We start from the raw sequence: 18,427 nt of genomic DNA on the forward strand, positions 1-18,427 counted from the left end.
GGGATGGTGTGGGAACGGGCCGCGCGGTGGGGTCGTCCTGCCGCGCGGCCCGTGGTGTGGTGCCTGCCCGGGGGTGTGGTCAGCCGGTGGGCTGAGGCCGGGTCAGTTCTCCTCGTAGGTACCGGTCTTGGCGGCCTTCCACTTGCCGTTGGTGACCTGGTAGACGGTCAGCTGCTTGTTGCCGGTGTCGCCGAACTTGTCGAAGGAGACCTTGCCGGTGATGCCGTCGAAGTTGGACTTCTGGACTTCGGCGACGACCTTGGAGCGGAGTTCGTCTCCGGTGGGCAGCTTGCCGCCGTTGGCGTCCTTGACGGCCTTCACCGCGTTGATGATGGCGGTGGTGGCGTCGTAGGAGTAGCCGCCGTAGGCGCCGTAGTCACCCTTGTAGCCCTTGGCCTTGTACTCCTGGATGAAGCTCTTGGCGGCGGGGATGGTGTCGACGGGGACGCCGACGGAGGTGGCGAGGTCGCCCTCGGCGGCCTTGCCCGCGGTGTCGATGTACGTGGTGGCGTACATGCCGTCGCCGCCCATGAGCGGGATCTTGACGCCGGCTTCCTTGAGCTGCTTGGTGATCAGCTGGGATTCGTCGTACTGGCCGCCGTAGTAGAGGATGTCGGCCTTGGACGACTTGATCTTGGAGACGAGGGCGGCGAAGTCCTTGTCCCCGGTGTTGATGTGGTCGGTGCCGACGGACTTGCCGCCTGCCTTGACGAACTGCTCCTTGAAGATGCGGGCGAGGCCGGCGCCGTAGGTCTGCTTGTCGTCGACGACGAAGGCCTGCTTCTTCTTGAGCGAGTTGTAGGCGTAGTCGGCGGCGAATCCGCCCTGGAGGGCGTCGGTGGTGGCGGTGCGGAAGTACGTCTTGTACGTGCGCTTCTTGGTGCCCGACTGCCAGTCCTTGCCCTGGGTGAGGGAGGGGTCGGTGTTGGACGGCGAGATCTGCACCATGTTGGCGGAGGCGAAGACCTGCTGCATCGACTGTGCGACACCGGAGTTGAGGGGGCCGACGGCGCCGACGACGGTCTTGTCGCCGACGAGAGCGGTGGCGTTCTGCTGGCCGGTGGCGGGCTGGGCCTTGTCGTCGAGGGCCTTGATCTTGAAGGTGACGCCGTCGACGGTCTTCTTCTTGTTGGCGTCGTTGACGGCGATCTGGGAGCCGTACTGGATGCCGAGACCGGTGGTGGAGTTCTCACCCGAGAGGGGGGCGTCGACGCCGATGGTGAGGGTCGTGTTGCCGCCGCCTCCACCGTCGCCCTTCTTCCCGTCGTCGTCGCGGGAGCCGCAGGCGGTGAGGGTCAGTGCTCCGGTGGTGAGCACCGTGGTGAGTATCAGCAAGGAACGGTGTCGCACGATCAATCCTCTCCCTGGCGCGGCTCCCGGGTTCGGGGGCCGTAGGTCTCGCCGGGCCGTACTGGAGTGGTACAGGGGCCGTGCAAGTAACGCGCCCGGCGGCGCGGTGACTGGCCGTGACTATAAGCGCAGGTGGAGGGTGGAGAGCGGGTGCGGAGGAGGCTGTGACGTTCTTGTTATGCCGGGGTGCCGGTCCGGCGGGTGCCGACCAAGATCACCTCAAGTGCCGTGGGGGAGCAGGGTGTTCTCAAGATCGGTGATCGGCGGGCTCGCCGCGGTCGCGGGCAGAGGTGTGCGGTTCGACGTTCGCATTGCTTCGTTGCGGCAGAGGTAACCGAGTGTTACTGCTGTGTGAGTTCATGTGGGGAGCAGCGCCGGGCGAGTTGGGTGCTCAGGGCGTGCGGGTAGGTGCCGGCGTAGATGAAGCTGTGCTGTTCCCGGCCGCGCCGGTTCTCGAGGGTGAGGTCGAAGTAGGCGAGGTTGAGGGGGCGGGCCGCGGCGGAGCAGTTCGGCTCGTCGATTCGTACGGTGAGGGTGCGGGGGGTGTGCGGGGTGACGGTCACGGGTGGTCGCGGCGTGGTGCTGATCGTCAACTGGGGTTCGGTGAGCGAGATGTGATGAATGGTCACGGGTGTGTCGCCGTCGACACGTGCGGTGAACCGGAAGGAGGAGCCGTCGCGGCCTTCGTAGTGAAGGTGGGTGATCTGCGATGGCCAGGGTGCGGCCGGTGGTGGGGCGGGTGTGTCGGGTCCCGGTATCAGGAGGGCGCCCGAGGTGATGGCCGCGGCGGCGAGGCCCGCGATCAGGAGCCTGCGCCTGCGGGGTGGCAGTGCGGCCCAGTGTTCATACGGGCGTGGGGAGTTGGAGCTGGCGACGATGTCCGCCGGGTGGGGTGCGAGGGTGTGGTCGTCGGCGGGTTCGTATGGCTCGACGGGCCCGATGCCGGTCATGCTCGACGGTAGGACGGAGGGTGGGGCTCCGCCAACACATGGAGCCTCGCCGGCGATTGAGGCGCGGGGTCCGGGGCGGAGCCCCGAGGCGTGGGGTACGCGGTGGGTCGAAACGGTGGTCGCCCTCTGGCCCGGCAGGGCGTTGCGCGGTGGAATACCTCACGTCACCTCCCGTCCCGTGAGTGAACTCCCGAACGCGCCCTTGGAGGCACGATGGTGAGATCCACCGGCAAGAGACGCTTTGGCCTGACCCTGGTGTGCGCGCTGGTGGCGGCGGTCGCCGCCCCGTCCGCTTATGCCGTGCAACCCTCCGCAGGGCAGGCGGAGTTGAGGATCAAGGACCGTGAGACGCAGCCCGTCTTCTCGCGCGCCGACGCCGTACTGCAGAAGGTCGACGTGCAGACGGAGGTCGACAGCGACGGTGACGGGAAGCGCGACACCGTGCGCATGCGGATCCTGCGGCCCAAGGAGACGGAGACGGCGGGCCTGAAGGTCGCCACGATCGTCGAGGCGAGCCCGTACTGGGCGGGTGGCAACGATGTCCCGAACCATGTCGTCGACCTGGACGAGGACGGGCTTCCGGAGTCGGGCGGGACGTTCCAACAGCGGGCGGGCAAGGCCGGGTTGACGGGTCCGGCCGTAGCGTACGGCGGGTACTACGACAACTACTTCCTGCCGCGCGGATACGCCGTGGCCGAGGTCGACAGCCTCGGTACCGGCGACTCCACCGGCTGTCCGACCTCGGGCGGCCGCAATGAGACGCTCGGCGCGAAGGCCGCGATCGACTGGCTGAACGGCCGGGCCAAGGGCTGGGACACCGACGGCGAACCGATCCGCGCGGACTGGTCGACCGGTGACTCCGCCATGATGGGCATCTCGTACAACGGCACCCTGCCGACTGCCGTCGCCAGCACGGGGGTTGAGGGGCTCAAGGCGATCGTGCCGATCTCCGGGATCTCTTCCTGGTACGACTACTACCGCGCGAACGGCGGCGTCGTGGCGCCCGGCACGTTCCAGGGCGAGGACACCGACGTGCTCGCCAGGTACGTGTACTCGCGGGCCGACCGTGAGATCTGCAAGCCGGTGCTCGACTCGCTGGAGCGTGATCAGGACCGGGTGACCGGGGACTGGTCGCCGTACTGGCAGGAGCGCGACTACCTGAAGGACGCCGGCCGGATCAAGGCGGCGACGTTCGTCGTGCACGGCCTCAACGACTGGAACGTGAAGACGAAGAACGCGGGCCAGTTGTGGGAGGCGCTGAAGAAGAACCATGTGCCGCGCAAGCTGTGGCTGCACCAGGCCGGGCACACCAATCCGATGCCGCTGCGCATGGAGGAGTGGCTGAGCCAGGTCCACCACTGGTTCGACCACTATCTGTACGGCATCGACAACGGCGTCACCAAGGAGCCCCAAGTCGACGTCGAGCAGGCCGACTTCAGCTGGAAACAGCAGAGCGACTGGCCGGCGGCCGGCACGCGCTCGACGACACTCCGGATGCGCGCCGACGGCACGCTGGGGAGCAAGGCCGGGCCCGAGCGTGTGCAGTCGCTGACCGACGCGGGCCGCACGGTCGCCGCGGAGAACCTCGTCACGTCGCCGGACGCCGCGAACCCGAACCGGCTCGCCTACACGACGGGGACGCTCGACAAGGACGTCCGGCTCAATGGCGTGCCCCAGGTCGATGTGCGGGCCTCGCTGGCCGGTACGTCGCCGTACGTGACCGCGCTGCTCGTCGACTACGGGCGGGACACCCGGGCCACGTCGGGCACGGTCACCGACACCTCGCAGCAGGTCTGCTACGGCGAGGGCGTGCCGGGTCTCTCCGGTGAGACGGGCTGCGCGTACCGCACGAAGCACCGCACCGAGACCGCCGACTACAAGATCGTGACGCGGGGCTGGCTGGACGCCCGGAACCGGACGTCGTACGAGCACCAGTCCAAGGTCGTCGAGGGCCGCGAGTACCGGCTGCGCTGGGACATGCAGCCCGAGGACTACGTCTTCAAGGCCGGGCACCGGCTCGGCGTCGTCCTGATCTCCACCGACCACGACTACACGCTGCGCTACCCGGCGGGCACGAGGATGACCGTCCGCGCCGGGGACAGCTCGGTGACGCTGCCGGTGGCGCCCACGACGAAGCGGTAGGCGCCCCGCCGTCCTCCGCTACGCGGTGGGCGCGTCCGGAACTTCCTTGAGCATGCAGGTCAGACGGGCCGAGCAGACCCGTCTGTCCTGCTCGTCGGTGATGACGATCTCGTACGTCGCCGTGGAGCGGCCGCGGTGCAGCGGTGTCGCGACGCCGGTGACGAGGCCGGAGCGGGCGCCGCGGTGGTGCGTGCAGTTCAGGTCGACGCCGACGGCGATCTTCCCGCTGCCGCCGTGCAGCATCGCGCCGACGGAGCCGAGGGTCTCGGCGAGCACGGCGGAGGCGCCGCCGTGGAGCAGCCCGTAGGGCTGGGTGTTGCCCTCCACGGGCATGGTGCCGACGACGCGCTCGGCCGAGGCCTCCTTCATCTCGATGCCCATGCGCGTGCCGAGGTGCCCGGCGGAGAACAGGGCGACGAGGTCGATGCCGAGCGCCGCGTACTCGTCGATGACCTGCTGCGGGAACTGCGTGTGGTTCTGCTCGCCCATGGCGCCCGGCTCCGTTCGTCGTGCCTTGCTTGAGTCGTCTAGGTGGCTGAGCAAACGCTCAGTCGGTGCTGGATTGTTCCAGGCGGACCACGACGGACTTGCTCGCGGGTGTGTTGCTGGTGTCCGCGGTGGCGTCCAGCGGCACCAGCACGTTCGTCTCCGGGTAGTAGGCGGCCGCGCAGCCGCGGGCCGTCGGATAGTGCACGACACGGAAGCCGGGCGCGCGCCGCTCGACACCGTCCTCCCACTCGCTCACGAGGTCCACGTAGGAGCCCTCGGCGAGGTCGAGGTCCTTGGCGTCGTCGGCGTTGACGAGGACGACACGGCGGCCGTTCCGGATGCCGCGGTAGCGGTCGTCGAGGCCGTAGATCGTGGTGTTGTACTGGTCGTGGGAGCGCAGCGTCTGCAACAGCAGGCGGCCCTCGGGGACGCGCGGGTACTCGACGGGCGCGGCCGTGAAGTTGGCCTTGCCGGTGGCGGTGGGGAAGCGGCGCTCGTCGCGCGGGGCGTGCGGGAGCGCGAAGCCGGCCGGGTCGGCGACCTTCGTGTTGAAGTCCTCGAAGCCGGGGACCACGCGCGCGATGCGGTCGCGGATCGTCGCGTAGTCCTTCTCGAACTCCTCCCAGGGCGTGGCCGATTCGGGGCCGAGGACGCGGCGGGCGAGGCGGGCGACGATGGCCGGCTCGGACAGCAGGTGCCGGCTCGCCGGGTCGAGGCGGCCGCGGGAGGCGTGCACCATGCCCATGGAGTCCTCGACGGTCACGAACTGCTCGCCGCCGCCCTGGAGGTCGCGCTCGGTGCGCCCGAGCGTCGGCAGGATCAGCGCGCGGGCGCCGGTGACGGTGTGCGAGCGGTTCAGCTTCGTGGAGACGTGCACGGTGAGGCGGGCGCGGCGCATCGCCGCCTCGGTGACCTCGGTGTCGGGGGACGCCGAGACGAAGTTGCCACCCATGGCGAAGAAGACCTTCGCCTGCCCGTCGCGCAGGGCGCGGATGGCGCGTACGACGTCGAAGCCGTGCTCGCGCGGCGGGGCGAAACCGAACTCCTTCTCCAGGGCGTCCAGGAACGCGGGGGCGGGGCGCTCGAAGATGCCCATGGTGCGGTCGCCCTGCACGTTCGAGTGGCCGCGCACCGGGCACACGCCGGCGCCGGCCCGCCCGATGTTGCCGCGCAGCAGCAGGAAGTTGACCACTTCGCGGATCGTCGGCACGGAGTGCTTGTGCTGGGTGAGGCCCATGGCCCAGCACACGACGGTGCGCTTGGAGGCGAGGACCATTTCCAGGGCGCGCTCGATGTCGGCGCGGGACAGGCCGGTCGCGGCGAGGGCCTCGTCCCAGTCGGCGGCGCGGGCGGCCTTCGCGAACTCCTCGTAGCCGTGGGTGTGCTCGGCGACGAAGGCGTCGTCGGTGGCGCCCTCTGTCTCCAGGATCATCTTGTTGAGGAGGCGGAAGAGGGCCTGGTCGCCGCCGAGGCGGATCTGCAGGAACAGATCGTTGAGAGCGGCGCCCTTGGTGAGGCCCTTCGGCGTCTGCGGGTTCTTGAACCTCTCGAGCCCCGCCTCCGGCAGCGGATTGATGGAAATGATCTTCGCGCCGCCGGCCTTCGCCTTCTCCAGGGCGGACAGCATGCGCGGATGGTTCGTGCCCGGGTTCTGCCCGGCGACGATGATCAGGTCCGACTTGTAGAGGTCCTCCAGGAGGACGCTGCCCTTGCCGACGCCGATGGTCTCCGTGAGCGCCGAGCCGGACGACTCGTGGCACATGTTCGAACAGTCGGGCAGGTTGTTCGTGCCGAACTCGCGGGCGAACAGTTGGTACAGGAACGCCGCCTCATTGCTCGTGCGCCCCGACGTGTAGAAGACGGCCTCGTCGGGCGAGGTGAGCGCTTCGAGTTCCTCACCGATGATGTCGAAGGCGCGCTCCCACGAGACGGGCTCGTAGTGGGTGCCTCCCCCGTCCGGAGCCCCCTTCTCCAGAAGCATGGGGTGGGTGAGCCGGCCCTGCTGGCCCAGCCAGTACCCGGAGCGCGTCGCCAGGTCGGAGACCGGGTGCGCGGCGAAGAACTCCGGCGTCACCCGGCGCAGGGTGGCCTCCTCGGCGACCGCCTTCGCGCCGTTCTCACAGAATTCCGCCGCGTGCCGGTGCTCCGGCTCGGGCCAGGCACAGCCGGGGCAGTCGAAGCCGTCCTTCTGGTTGACGCGCAGCAGCGTCAGCGCGGTCCGCTTCACGCCCATCTGCTCGCGGGCCATCTTGAGCGAGTGCTTCACGGCGGGGAGCCCGGCGGCATGGTGCTGCGGCGCCGCGACCTGCGGCGCGTCCTGTACCGGGTCGGATGCGGGCGGCTTGCTTGCCATGGTTCGGCTCCCCTTTGAGCGGTCCTGCGATGCTGCTGTGCGTCCTGCCGTGCGGTGCTGTGAGCTACGTCTCCGATCTTCGCACGGGGGTGTGACAACGCCTGTGAGACTCGGGGTGGCCGGTCTGGGATCGGCTGCCAGGGTGGTGTCGGTCGTCCCGCCGTGTCGTGACTCTTGTCAACGGTGGCCCTCAGAAGGTGCCTTCGCATGGACTTGTCCGACGTGGTGGGAGCCGACGCCGCTCTGGCCCACCTCGGTGTCCTGATCAGGAGATTGCCCGCCGTTCACGGCGTGGCCCGTCACAGTCCTGGCCCGGAGTGACTCTCACCCAGACCGACGCCGGCCGTCAGCGGCCGAACCGTTGGTCCCCGGAGGGAAAGGCACCCGACCACCGTGACGATCGTCGCGCACAGCCACCCGTACGTCATCGGCGTAGACACCCACGCCCGCAACCATGTCCTGGTCGTCCTGGCCGCCCCGACCGGCGAACTGCTCGATACGGCCGAGTTTCCCACCAGCAGATCCGGCATGACCCGGGCGGTTGCCTGGGCCGCTCGCCGCACCGGCGGCGACCTCACCGCACTATGGGTCATGGAATGCATCGCGACCTACGGCGCTCAGTTCGCCCGCACCGTCGCCGACGCCGGCTACCAGGTCATCGAAGCACCTCGGATGGGGGTACATCGCGGCAAGGGCAAGTCCGACCCGATCGACGCACGGCGCATGGCCGAGGCCGCGCTCCCGCTCGAGGAGCACGAGCTGCGCCACCCTCGCGCCGACGAGGGAGAACGCGCCGCGTTACGCGTTCTGGTGACTGCCAGAGACCAGATGACTGACGAGCGGACCGCGCACGTCAACGCGCTGAACGCATTGGTCCGGGCCGTGGACCTCGGCATCGATGGGCGTCGGGCACTAAACGGTCGGCAAATTCTCGAAATCTCCCGCTGGCGCACCCGCGAAGAGCCTGTCGCAGCGATGGCTGCTCGGGCGGAAGCCATGCGCCTGGCCAAGCGCATCGTCGCCCTCGACGAGGAACTGAGCGCCAACGTGAAGTCGATGACAGCGTTGGTGCGGGCAACGCCGGCCGCGGGGCTGCTGGACAAACCCGGGATCGGGCCCGTCACCGCAGCTGTCGTGATGACGGCCTGGTCCCACCACGGGCGGGTGCGTTCCGAAGCCGCCTTCGCCTGCCTGGCCGGCGTGAACCCGATCCCTGCCTCCTCGGGGAACACCGTGCGCCACCGACTCAACCGCGGTGGAGACAGACGCCTGAACCGAGCCCTGCACATGGCCACAGTCAGCCGCATGATCCACGACTCCGACACCCGCGCATACGTCGAACGCCGGACCGCTGAAGGCCGCACCAGCAAGGAGATTCGGCGGAGCCTAAAGCGCTATCTCGCACGCCAGATCTACCGCCATCTCAACAGAGCCGACAGCCCACCCCCATCGACTTGCGCATCATAGGAGAGTCCGTGCCGGTCCGGGGTGGGCCGCGCTGTCAGTGGGGCGTGGCAGGATCGTGGGCGTGGCAGAGAAAGCAGCAGCGAATACGCCAAAGACGACGCAGAAGACGGTGGATCCGGTGGCGAAGGCGGCAGACGGCAGCTCGGGCGGGCGTCCCCGCCTGATGCTCATGGACGGGCACTCGCTGGCGTACCGGGCATTCTTCGCGCTGCCCGCGGAGAACTTCACGACGGCGACGGGCCAGCCGACGAACGCGATCTACGGTTTCGCGTCGATGCTGGCGAACACGCTGCGCGACGAGGAGCCGACGCACTTCGCGGTGGCGTTCGACGTGTCCCGCAAGACGTGGCGCTCCGAGGAGTTCACCGAGTACAAGGCGAACCGCTCGAAGACGCCGGACGAGTTCAAGGGGCAGGTCGAGCTGATCGGCGAGCTGCTCGACGCGATGCACACGCCGCGCTTCGCGGTCGACGGCTTCGAGGCCGACGACGTCATCGCCACGCTCGCCACGCAGGCCGAGGCCGCCGGCTTCGAGGTCCTCATCGTCACCGGCGACCGGGACTCGTTCCAGCTCGTCTCGGAGAACGTGACGGTGCTGTACCCCACCAAGGGCGTCTCCGAGCTGACCCGCTTCACGCCGGAGAAGGTCGAGGAGAAGTACGGGCTCACGCCGGCCCAGTACCCGGACTTCGCGGCGCTGCGCGGCGACCCGTCGGACAACCTGCCGGGCATCCCCGGAGTCGGCGAGAAGACGGCCGCGAAGTGGATCAACCAGTTCGGTTCGTTCGCGGAGTTGGTCGAGCGCGCCGAGGAGGTCAAGGGCAAGGCGGGGCAGAACTTCCGGGACCACATCGAGGCCGTGAAGCTGAACCGGCGGCTGACCGAGATGGTGCGTGACGTCGAGCTGCCGAAGACGGTCGCCGACCTGGGGCGCGAGGCGTACGACCGTACGGCGATCGCGATGATCCTGGACACGCTGGAGATCCGTAACCCGTCGCTGCGCGAGCGCCTGTTCGCCGTCGACCCGGGGGCCGCCGAGGCCGAGGAGACCCCGGCCGAGCCGGGCGTCGAGCTCGACGGGAAGGTGCTGGCGACGGGCGAGGTCGCCCCGTGGCTGGCCGAGCACGGCAAGGCGGTCCTGGGCCTGGCGTCCGTCGACACCTGGTCGCTGGGCACGGGCTCGGTCACCGAGGTCGCGCTGGCCGCCGCCGGGGGAGAGGCCGCCTGGTTCGACCCGTCGACGCTGGACGAGGCCGACGAGAAGGCGTTCGCCGCGTGGCTCGCCGACGCGAAGAAGCCGAAGGTGCTGCACAACGCCAAGGCGGTCATGCGCGTCTTCGCCGAGCACGGCTGGAGTGTCGACGGCATCACCATGGACACGGCGCTCGCCGCGTACCTGGTCAAGCCGGGCCGCCGCTCCTTCGCGCTCGACGCGCTGTCCCTGGAGTACCTGGGCCGCGAGCTGGCCCCGGCCGGCGCGGCCGACGGCCAGCTCGCGTTCGGTACCGACGAGGACGACCAGGCCGAGGCCGACGCGCTCATGGTGCAGGCCCGCGCGATCCTCGACCTGGGCGAGGCCTTCGGTACGCGCCTGAAGGAGGTCGGCGCGGCCGATCTGCTCACCGACATCGAGCTGCCCACGTCCACGCTCCTCGCCCGCCTGGAGCGGCACGGCATCGCGGCCGACCGCGCCCACCTGGAGTCGATGGAGCAGATGTTCGCGGGCGCCGTGCAGCAGGCGGTGAAGGAGGCGCACGACGCGGTGGGCCACGAGTTCAACCTCGGCTCTCCCAAGCAGCTTCAGGCCGTCTTCTTCGAGGAACTCGACCTCCCGAAGACGAAGAAGACCAAGACCGGTTACACGACGGACGCCGACGCACTCGCCTGGCTGGCCACGCAGACCGACCACGAACTCCCCGTGATCATGCTGCGCCACCGTGAGCAGGCCAAGCTCCGCGTCACCGTCGAGGGCCTGATCAAGACGATCGCGGCGGACGGCCGCATCCACACCACGTTCAACCAGACGGTGGCGGCGACGGGACGACTGTCGTCGACCGACCCGAACCTGCAGAACATCCCGGTCCGCACCGACGAGGGCCGCGCCATCCGGCGGGGATTCGTGGTGGGTGAGGGCTACGAGTCGCTGATGACGGCCGACTACAGCCAGATCGAACTGCGCGTCATGGCTCACCTGTCGGAGGACGAGGGCCTCCTGGAGGCCTTCAACTCCGGCGAGGACCTGCACACCACGGTGGCCTCGCAGGTCTTCGGCGTGGAGCGGGACGCGGTCGACGCGGAGATGCGCCGCAAGATCAAGGCGATGTCGTACGGGCTCGCGTACGGCCTCTCCGCCTTCGGCCTCTCCGGTCAGCTGGGCATCGACCCGGGCGAGGCGCGCGGCCTGATGGACACGTACTTCGAGCGGTTCGGCGGCGTACGGGACTACCTGCGGCGGGCCGTCGACGAGGCGCGCGCCACCGGGTACACCGAGACGATGCTGGGGCGCCGCCGCTACCTGCCGGACCTGAACTCGGACAACCGGCAGCGCCGCGAGATGGCCGAGCGGATGGCGCTCAACGCGCCGATCCAGGGCACGGCGGCCGACATCGTGAAGATCGCGATGCTGAACGTCGACAAGGCGCTCACGGAGGCGAAGCTCAAGTCCCGGATGCTGCTCCAGGTCCACGACGAAATCGTGCTGGAGATCGCGCCGGGGGAGGCCGCGGCGGCGGAGGAGCTGGTTCGCCGCGAGATGGCCGGGGCCGTGCGGTTGCGGGCCCCGCTGGATGTCTCGGTGGGGCTGGGCGCGGACTGGGAGTCCGCGGCCCACTAGGGCCTGGTCGGCCGGGTGCGGGGGGCGTTGTCGCGGCCCGCACCCGGCTCACGTCGCGGGGCTCTGCCCCGGACCCCGCGCCTCAATCGCCGGCGGGGCTTGATTTGGCCGCACTCGTCGGCGGGGACTGAGGGCGCCATGTGTGGCTCGCAAGCGCGTACAGCGCAACTCCCAGGCCCGCCCCCGCTCCCGCCCCGAAGCACAAAGCCGGGACGAGTTCCCACGGTTGCCACGTCAGGCCCGACCCGTTCACGTACGACAGCCAGCGCGCCACCCGCAGCGTTCCGGCCGCGCACGCGCAGACCGCGATCAGGGGCCACGCGAGCCACCGTTCCCCGGTGGGCGGGGCCGGGACCGGGTCAGCGGCCCGTACCGTCCACCACGCGAACACCGCGAGCACGAGGAGCGCGGCGGCCGAACCGGCGTACTGGACGTACCAGTAGAGCGGGGAGCCGGCGAACGTCTCGCCGAGGACGGGGAAGAGGCGCAGGCCCCAGCGGTCCGGGTGCGTGAAGGCGTCCCACACGACGTGGGTCGTGGCGCCGAGCGACGCGGAGACGTACCACCACAGCGGCCACCACCCCGTACGCGGCCGTGGCCGGACCACGGCCGCCAGCCGCCCCCGCACCCGCCCCGGTACAAGGCCGAGCACCGGGTCCCGGATCAGCCGCCACAGGGCGACGACCATGAGCGCGAGCCCCACGTCCACGGTGAACACACCCGTGAACGAGTGCGTGAACGCGCCGAATTCCATGGCCCCCGGCAGCGCGCCCGCCGCGTAGTACGTGAGGTCGGGCGCGAACGACCCCGCGACGAGCAGCGAGGGAACGAGCGGCCCCCGGCCCGCACCGTCCCGCCGCACAAAAGGCAGCACGGCCGCGGCATGGCTGATGGTGAACGGCACGTGTCCCCCTGTTGTCCCGTACGTGCGAGCGTGGAATCGTACGGCATTCTTAGTGGCGCAATCGTTCGATACCGGGCACGAACGGGTGTCTGTGCGGCGGAAGTTGTCGTAGGGTCGGCGGGATCCGCACGCTGGGGGAGCGCGCGGGTCGGTAGCGGCGACAAGGGGAGGGCTCGCGCAATGGCGGCGGTATTCGGCAGGCGACTGCGCAGGGGAGTCATGACGGCCGCGGTCGCAGCCGCGGCGGTGGCGGCCCTGTCCGCGTCCCAGGCACCCGGCGTGAGCCCCTCGCACACGGACAGCGGCAACTCCGCGGCGGACAGGTCCGGCGACGATCCGCCGAACTCGGCGACGGGCCCGGACTACTACACCGATCTGCCCCCGCTGGACAGCCCCACCGACGACCCGACCGCCGCGCCCGGTACGGGCGGTTCGGGCGGGAAGAGCGGCGAGGACTCCGGCATACCCGCGACCGTCCTCGACGCCTACAAGAAGGCCGCCGCCGAGATAGGCACCACGAAGCCCGGCTGCAATCTGGACTGGCAGCTGCTCGCCGCGATCGGCAAGGTCGAGTCGGGCCAGGCCCGCGGCGGCGACGTCGACGCGGACGGCACGACGCTCCACGCGATCCTCGGCCCGCCCCTCGACGGCAACGGCTTCGCGAAGATCACCGACACCGACGGCGGCTCCTACGACGGCGACACCACCCACGACCGGGCGGTGGGGCCCATGCAGTTCATCCCCTCCACCTGGGAGTGGGCGGGCCGGGACGGCAACGGCGACGGCAAGAAGGACCCCAACAACGTCTACGACGCCGCCCTCGCCGCGGGCCACTACCTGTGCCGCGCCGACCGCGACCTGTCGAACGCCCTGGACCTCAACAAGGCGATCCTCAGCTACAACAACTCCTCGGACTACCTCTCCACCGTCCTGAAGTGGCTGGAGTTCTACCGCAAGAACTCCCACTCGGTCCCCGACGGCACCGGCGTGCTGCCCAGGCACCCGAGCAGCAGCGGTACCGGCGGCGCGAGCCCCTCGCAGACCCCCACCCACCGGAACTCCGACCGCCCGTCGGACTCACCCACCACGAAGGACCCGTCCAAGAAGCCGCCCAAGACCCCGTCCGGCGGCGGCGGTTCGACCAGCCCCGGCGGGGGCGGGGGCACCACCTCGCCGCCCACCACGAGCCCCACCCCGACGCCGACCCCCACGCCCACCCAGTCGGTCACCAAGCTCGCCGACGCGGGCACCGGCAACCTCGCTGCGCTGCAGGACGACTCCTTCAGCGAGCGGGTCAAGGTCAAGGCGAAGAACGCGGCGGGCTCCGCCGTCGGCTCCGCGAAGATCCGCTTCGCGATCGTCGGCGACACGGACGCCACGTTCACGGCCGGCGGCACCACTGCCACCGTCTCCACGAACGGCTCCGGCGTGGCCACCGCCCCGGCCTTCAAGGCGGGGAAGAAGACCGGTCAGTTCAAGGTCCGCGCCACCGTCGTCGGCCGCAATGTCGCCGGCCTCGACCACACGGCGACGGTCACCGCGCGCGCCGACAAGCTGGTCCGCGTCGGCAGCGAGGATCTGACCTGTGAGGCCGGCGGCACCTTCGACAAGGCCGTCGAGCTGAAGGCCACGTACAACGGCGCCGCGGCCGACGGGGTCACCGCGACCGCGAGCCTCGTCAAGTCCAAGGACGACACGACCGAGGCGGACAAGGGCCCCTACTTCAAGGACGCGGCCGGTAAGACGATCCACACCCTGAAGGGCCTCAAGGCGGACGCCGCCGGGAACCTCACGCTGCCGAAGCTGTACGCGGACGACACGACCGGCACGTTCTGGCTGCACGTCGTCACGACAGGCGGCGCGACGACCGACGTGGAGCTGACGGTGACCGCGAAACCCGCCGCGTAACGCCTGCCGCACGGACCCGAGTCGAGCCCCCGACCGCACATGGTCGGGGGCTCAACTACGTCCCGTACAACGTGTTCTCATTCCCGCTCCGCGTTGCTACGGTGCACCGACCCAGAGGCCTGACGCCTCATCAGATTCCGTGTGCCGCAAGGCTGCAGGGAGGTCGGACATGCGCGCTCTCGTCGCCGCCGCGATCGGTCTCGCCGCGGCGCTCGCCCTGGTCCTCACCATGACCGCGGTCGGTGCGCCGCCGGGCGAGACGTCCCCGAAACCGCTGCTGCACTCCGTACCCAAACACCCGTAAGAGCCCGAGCCACGCCCGTAGCTGAGGAGGGCCGCCGCGATGCGCCGCAAGGCCAGCCTGATCCTGCTCGCCTTCGCCGTGTTCTTCACGGCGATGTCCCCGCTGATGCGCTGGTACGCGTTCCCGCGCCTCGCGAAAATCCCACCGAGCCAGTACCAGACGATGGTCCTGGAGGCGAAGAACGCGACCCTTGTCGACTACGGGACCATGAAGGAGAAGAAGGTCCCCAAGCTCAGCATCGTGCAGACGCTCAAAGGCAACGTCGAAGAGTCGAACAAGGTGGAGAAGACCGCCGGACGCGACGTCGTCGTCTGGGACGGCCTCACCTACGTGGTGGGGCCCGACGGCAAGATGGTCTCCCAGATCCCCGAGCGCTACATCTTCGACGCCCACAGCTCCGCCCCCGTGCACGCCAAGGGTGAGTCGGTCGACGGCGACCCGGTCAAGCGCCAGGGCATCGAGTTCAAGTGGCCTTTCCTGACGGAAAAGCGGGACTACGAGTACTTCGACGCCCGCGCCCGCGTCACTCGGCCCATCCACTACAAGGGCACGCAGAACTTCCACGGCCTGAGCGTCTACTACTTCGAGCAGACCATCCCGTGGACGCAGGTCCCCTTCCCGAAGAAGCTCCCCGTCAAGGGCATCACCCCGGAGTCCGTCGCCAAGACCGGCACGAAGATGTACTACACGACGGTCCGCAAGTTCTGGGTCGACCCGACAACCGGTGCCCCCGTGTACGGCGAGGAGATCCACAAGGAGCAGATGCGCGGCGGCACGCTCCTCGCCAGTGATCCCGACAAGAAGATCACCGCGTTCGCCGGACACGTCAAGATGCGCCCCGACTTCATCAAGTCGACGGTCGACCTGGTCAAGTCCCAGCGCGTCCTGGTCCTGCTGCTGACCTCGTACCTGCCGTGGGGCTTCCTGATCCTCGGCGCGCTGCTGCTCGCGCTCTCGCTGTGGCTGGAGGCGCGCAGCCGGCGCCCCGGCGAGCCGGAGGAGACACCGGTGGCCGAGCCGGAGCCCGACCCGGTCAGCGTCTGAGGCGGGCGTTCGTGTGCCGCGTGGGCTCGGCCGCCGCCGGGTCCTCCGGCCACGGATGCTTGGGGTAGCGGCCGCGCAGATCGGCTCGTACGGAGCGGTAGCCGTCGCCCCAGAACGACGCCAGGTCCGCGGTGACGGCCGCGGGCCGCCCGGCCGGCGACAGCAGATGCACGAGCACCGGCACCCCCGCCACGCGCGGCGTCTCGCGCAGCCCGAACATCTCCTGCAACTTCACGGCGAGCACGGGCTGTTCGGGATCGGAGTAGTCGAGCCGCACCCGCGAGCCGCTCGGCACGGCGAGCCGCTCCGGCGCCAGCTCGTCAAGGCGCGCGGCCTGACCGCCCGCCCACGGCAACAGCCGCTTCAACGCCTCCCCGGCGTCGATCCGCCCGAGGTCCGCCCGGCGCCGCGCCGCGCTCAACTCCGGCTCCAGCCATTCGTTCACGCGCGCGTGCAGCGCGTCGTCGCTCACGTCCGGCCACGGCTCCCCGACGTGCCGCCGCAGAAACGCCAGCCGCTCCCGCAGCGCCACGGCGTCCTTGCTCCACCGCAGCAACCCGAGCCCCTCGCGCCGCAGCCCTTCCAGCAGAGCGTCCCGTACGAGGCCGGGGGCGGGGTTCTTGAGCGGCCGTACGGCGAGTTCGACGGCGCCGAGCCGGGTGACGTGCCGGGCCACCAACTCGCCGTCCGCCCACGCCACTTCGTCGCCCTCGTGGAGCAGTGGCGCGGCGGCCCGGCGCGCGGTCTCCTCGTCCACGACCGCGCCGAGCCGCACGCGCGCGTGCCCGGCCCCCACGGGCCGGTCGGCGACGGCCACGGCGACCCACTCGGCGTCCCGCAGGGCGGACCCGTCGGAAACGTCGGCGCGGGTGCCCGACACCATGAGCAGCGACCCACCGAGGCGCCGGGCAACCCGCTCGGGGAAGGCGAGCGCGGCGACGGTCCCGACGACGTGATCGTCGCTGCTGGAGCTGGAGCTGGAGCTGGAGCTGGAGCTGGAGCTTCTGCCGCCGTCGACCCCCGCCCCGGTACTGCCCCCGGTGCCGCGGCCGACCCCGCCCCCGGTCCCGCCGGCCGGGTCGTCCAATGCGGCGTTTCGGGTGGGTGGGTGGGTCGTCTCCCGCGCCGAAGGCGCGGACCCCGAGACCAGACGGGCCAGCCGCCGAACCTCACGTGCCCACCGCCCGGCATATGCGTCACGCCCCCGCCGAGCGGAACGCAACGCCCCGCCAAGATCATCCCCGTACTCCCGCGGCGGCTCCTCGCTCAGCAGTGCCACCACCTCGGCCGCCCGCTGCGCGCCCACCACGGGAGCCGCATCCACCAGGGCACGTCCAAGGCGGGGATGCAGCCCGAGCCCGGCCAACCGGCCACCCCGCGCGGTGGCCCTCCCTGAATCCCCGTCGACCGCACCCACCGCGGCCAGAGCGGACCGCGCCGCCGCCATCGCCCCACCGGGAGGCGCGTCCAGCAGCGCGAGCCCCGACGCGTCCGGGGCGCCCCAGCACGCCACCTGAAGCGCGAACGCCGTCAGGTCGGCCACCTTGATCTCCGGCGAGGGGAAGCGCGCGAGCCGCCCGTCCTCCGCCTCCTCCCAGCACCGGTACACCACTCCCGGCGCCTCACGCCCGGCCCGCCCCGCCCGCTGCGTCCCGGCCGCCCGCGAGGCCCGTACGGTCGTCAGTGCGCTCAACCCGCGCGCGTGGTCCACCCGCGGCTCCCTGGCGAGCCCCGCGTCCACGACGACCCGCACCCCCGGCACGGTCAACGACGACTCGGCGACGGCCGTGGCGAGCACCACCCGCCGCCGCGCCCCCGCCGCGAGCACCGCGTCCTGCACGGCGGCCGGCGCCCGCCCGTGCACCTGCAACACGTCCACATCGCCCAAGGCGCCCAACTGCCCGGCCACCCGCGCGATCTCCCCGACGCCCGGCAGGAAACACAGCACGTCCCCGTCCCGCTCGGCGAGCGCACGGCGCACCACGGACGCCACATGCGTGAGCAGCGCCGGATCCACCCGCATCCCGTGCGGCGGCCGCACCGGACGCGCGGGCGGCGCCCACACCACGTCCACCGGGTACGAGACGCCCTCGGCCTCGACGACCGGAGCGCCCCCGAGCAGCGACGCCCACGCCTCGGAATCCGTCGTCGCGGACGCCGCGACCAGCTTCAGCTCCGGCCGCAACGCCTCCCGTACGTCCCACAGAAAGGCGGCCACGGTGTCCGCGTCCAGGTGCCGCTCGTGCACCTCGTCGAGCATCACGGCATCGACGCCGTTCAACTCCTGGTCCCGTTGCAGCCGTTGCAGCAGCACCCCCGTCGTGACCACCTCGACGCGGGTGCGCGGCCCGACGACGCGCTCGCCGCGCACCGTGTAGCCGACCCGCTCCCCGACCTTCTCGCCGAGCAGCCACGCCATCCGCCGCGCCGCCGCCCGGGCCGCGATCCGTCGCGGCTCGGCGACCACCACACGACGTACGGGAGCGTCCTCGTCGAGCAGCCCGGCCAGCACCAGCGGTACGAGCGTCGTCTTGCCGGTGCCGGGCGGCGCCACGAGCACCGCGACCCCGGCACCGTCGAGAGCGGAGCGCAGCGCGGGCAGCGCGGACCGTACGGGAAGGGCGTGCAGCGCGTCGTAACGAAGAGAAGGGGGTGAAGAGGGTGAGGAGGGTGAGGTCACACC

At 70.6% G+C, this 18,427-nt stretch carries 12 protein-coding genes; 6 read left to right on the forward strand and 6 right to left on the reverse strand.

All coding sequences use genetic code 11. The features are described from left to right. Positions 1 to 102: 102 nt before the first annotated feature. Together ACP4E5_RS33005 and ACP4E5_RS33010 are read right to left on the reverse strand one after the other, a co-directional pair. A complete protein-coding gene (locus ACP4E5_RS33005) occupies positions 103 to 1,335 on the reverse strand; it encodes a branched-chain amino acid ABC transporter substrate-binding protein (protein WP_425841824.1) in 1,233 nt (410 codons plus the stop codon). A gap of 356 nt (positions 1,336 to 1,691) precedes the next feature. Next, on the reverse strand, positions 1,692 to 2,300 hold the full coding sequence (locus ACP4E5_RS33010; protein ID WP_425835140.1) for a hypothetical protein: 609 nt from the start codon (positions 2,298 to 2,300) through the stop codon (positions 1,692 to 1,694). Positions 2,301 to 2,513: 213 nt separating this feature from the next. On the opposite strand from ACP4E5_RS33010, the gene ACP4E5_RS33015 reads away from it, so the two are divergent. Continuing rightward, entirely contained in the window at positions 2,514 to 4,442 is a 1,929-nt protein-coding gene (locus tag ACP4E5_RS33015) for a Xaa-Pro dipeptidyl-peptidase (RefSeq protein WP_425835142.1), read from the forward strand. Positions 4,443 to 4,460: 18 nt separating this feature from the next. Here ACP4E5_RS33015 and ACP4E5_RS33020 read toward each other — a convergent pair whose 3' ends face one another. After that, entirely contained in the window at positions 4,461 to 4,931 is a 471-nt protein-coding gene (locus tag ACP4E5_RS33020) for a PaaI family thioesterase (protein WP_425835144.1), read from the reverse strand. 58 nt (positions 4,932 to 4,989) lie between these two features. Further along, positions 4,990 to 7,284 carry an FdhF/YdeP family oxidoreductase gene (locus ACP4E5_RS33025; RefSeq protein WP_425835146.1) on the reverse strand — a complete coding sequence of 765 codons (2,295 nt, stop codon included), beginning with the start codon at positions 7,282 to 7,284 and terminating at the stop codon, positions 4,990 to 4,992. 393 nt (positions 7,285 to 7,677) lie between these two features. Between ACP4E5_RS33025 and ACP4E5_RS33030 the strand changes: the two genes are divergently transcribed. Together ACP4E5_RS33030 and polA are read left to right on the forward strand one after the other, a co-directional pair. Next, positions 7,678 to 8,751: an IS110 family RNA-guided transposase gene (locus ACP4E5_RS33030; protein WP_425824813.1), complete on the forward strand. Its 1,074-nt coding sequence runs from the start codon at positions 7,678 to 7,680 to the stop codon at positions 8,749 to 8,751. Between the two features lie 163 nt (positions 8,752 to 8,914). Beyond that, positions 8,915 to 11,584, forward strand: coding sequence for a DNA polymerase I (polA, locus tag ACP4E5_RS33035; RefSeq protein WP_425841827.1), 2,670 nt, complete (start codon positions 8,915 to 8,917; stop codon positions 11,582 to 11,584). 82 nt (positions 11,585 to 11,666) lie between these two features. Here the strand turns inward: polA and ACP4E5_RS33040 are convergent, their stop codons facing one another. Further along, positions 11,667 to 12,488: a DUF4184 family protein gene (locus ACP4E5_RS33040; RefSeq protein WP_425835148.1), complete on the reverse strand. Its 822-nt coding sequence runs from the start codon at positions 12,486 to 12,488 to the stop codon at positions 11,667 to 11,669. 180 nt (positions 12,489 to 12,668) lie between these two features. Between ACP4E5_RS33040 and ACP4E5_RS33045 the strand changes: the two genes are divergently transcribed. From ACP4E5_RS33045 to pgfA, 3 genes are all read left to right on the forward strand, one after another. Beyond that, positions 12,669 to 14,396, forward strand: a complete 1,728-nt coding sequence (locus ACP4E5_RS33045; RefSeq protein ID WP_425835150.1) for a lytic transglycosylase domain-containing protein — start codon at positions 12,669 to 12,671, stop codon at positions 14,394 to 14,396. A 169-nt stretch (positions 14,397 to 14,565) separates the two neighbouring features. Further along, complete coding sequence (locus ACP4E5_RS33050; RefSeq protein WP_266720761.1) at positions 14,566 to 14,700, forward strand: SPW_0924 family protein; 135 nt, start codon at positions 14,566 to 14,568, stop codon at positions 14,698 to 14,700. Positions 14,701 to 14,739: 39 nt separating this feature from the next. Continuing rightward, the gene (gene pgfA / locus ACP4E5_RS33055) at positions 14,740 to 15,744 is read left to right on the forward strand and encodes a cell envelope lipid trafficking protein PgfA (protein ID WP_425835152.1); all 1,005 of its coding nucleotides are present in this window, start codon (positions 14,740 to 14,742) and stop codon (positions 15,742 to 15,744) included. Here pgfA and ACP4E5_RS33060 read toward each other — a convergent pair. Then, complete coding sequence (locus ACP4E5_RS33060; protein ID WP_425835154.1) at positions 15,734 to 18,424, reverse strand: ATP-dependent RNA helicase; 2,691 nt, start codon at positions 18,422 to 18,424, stop codon at positions 15,734 to 15,736. The genes pgfA and ACP4E5_RS33060 overlap by 11 nt on opposite strands. Between the last annotated feature and the right edge of the window lie 3 nt (positions 18,425 to 18,427).

This window comes from Streptomyces fractus, from assembly GCF_049844455.1.
GTDB lineage: Bacteria > Actinomycetota > Actinomycetes > Streptomycetales > Streptomycetaceae > Streptomyces > Streptomyces fractus.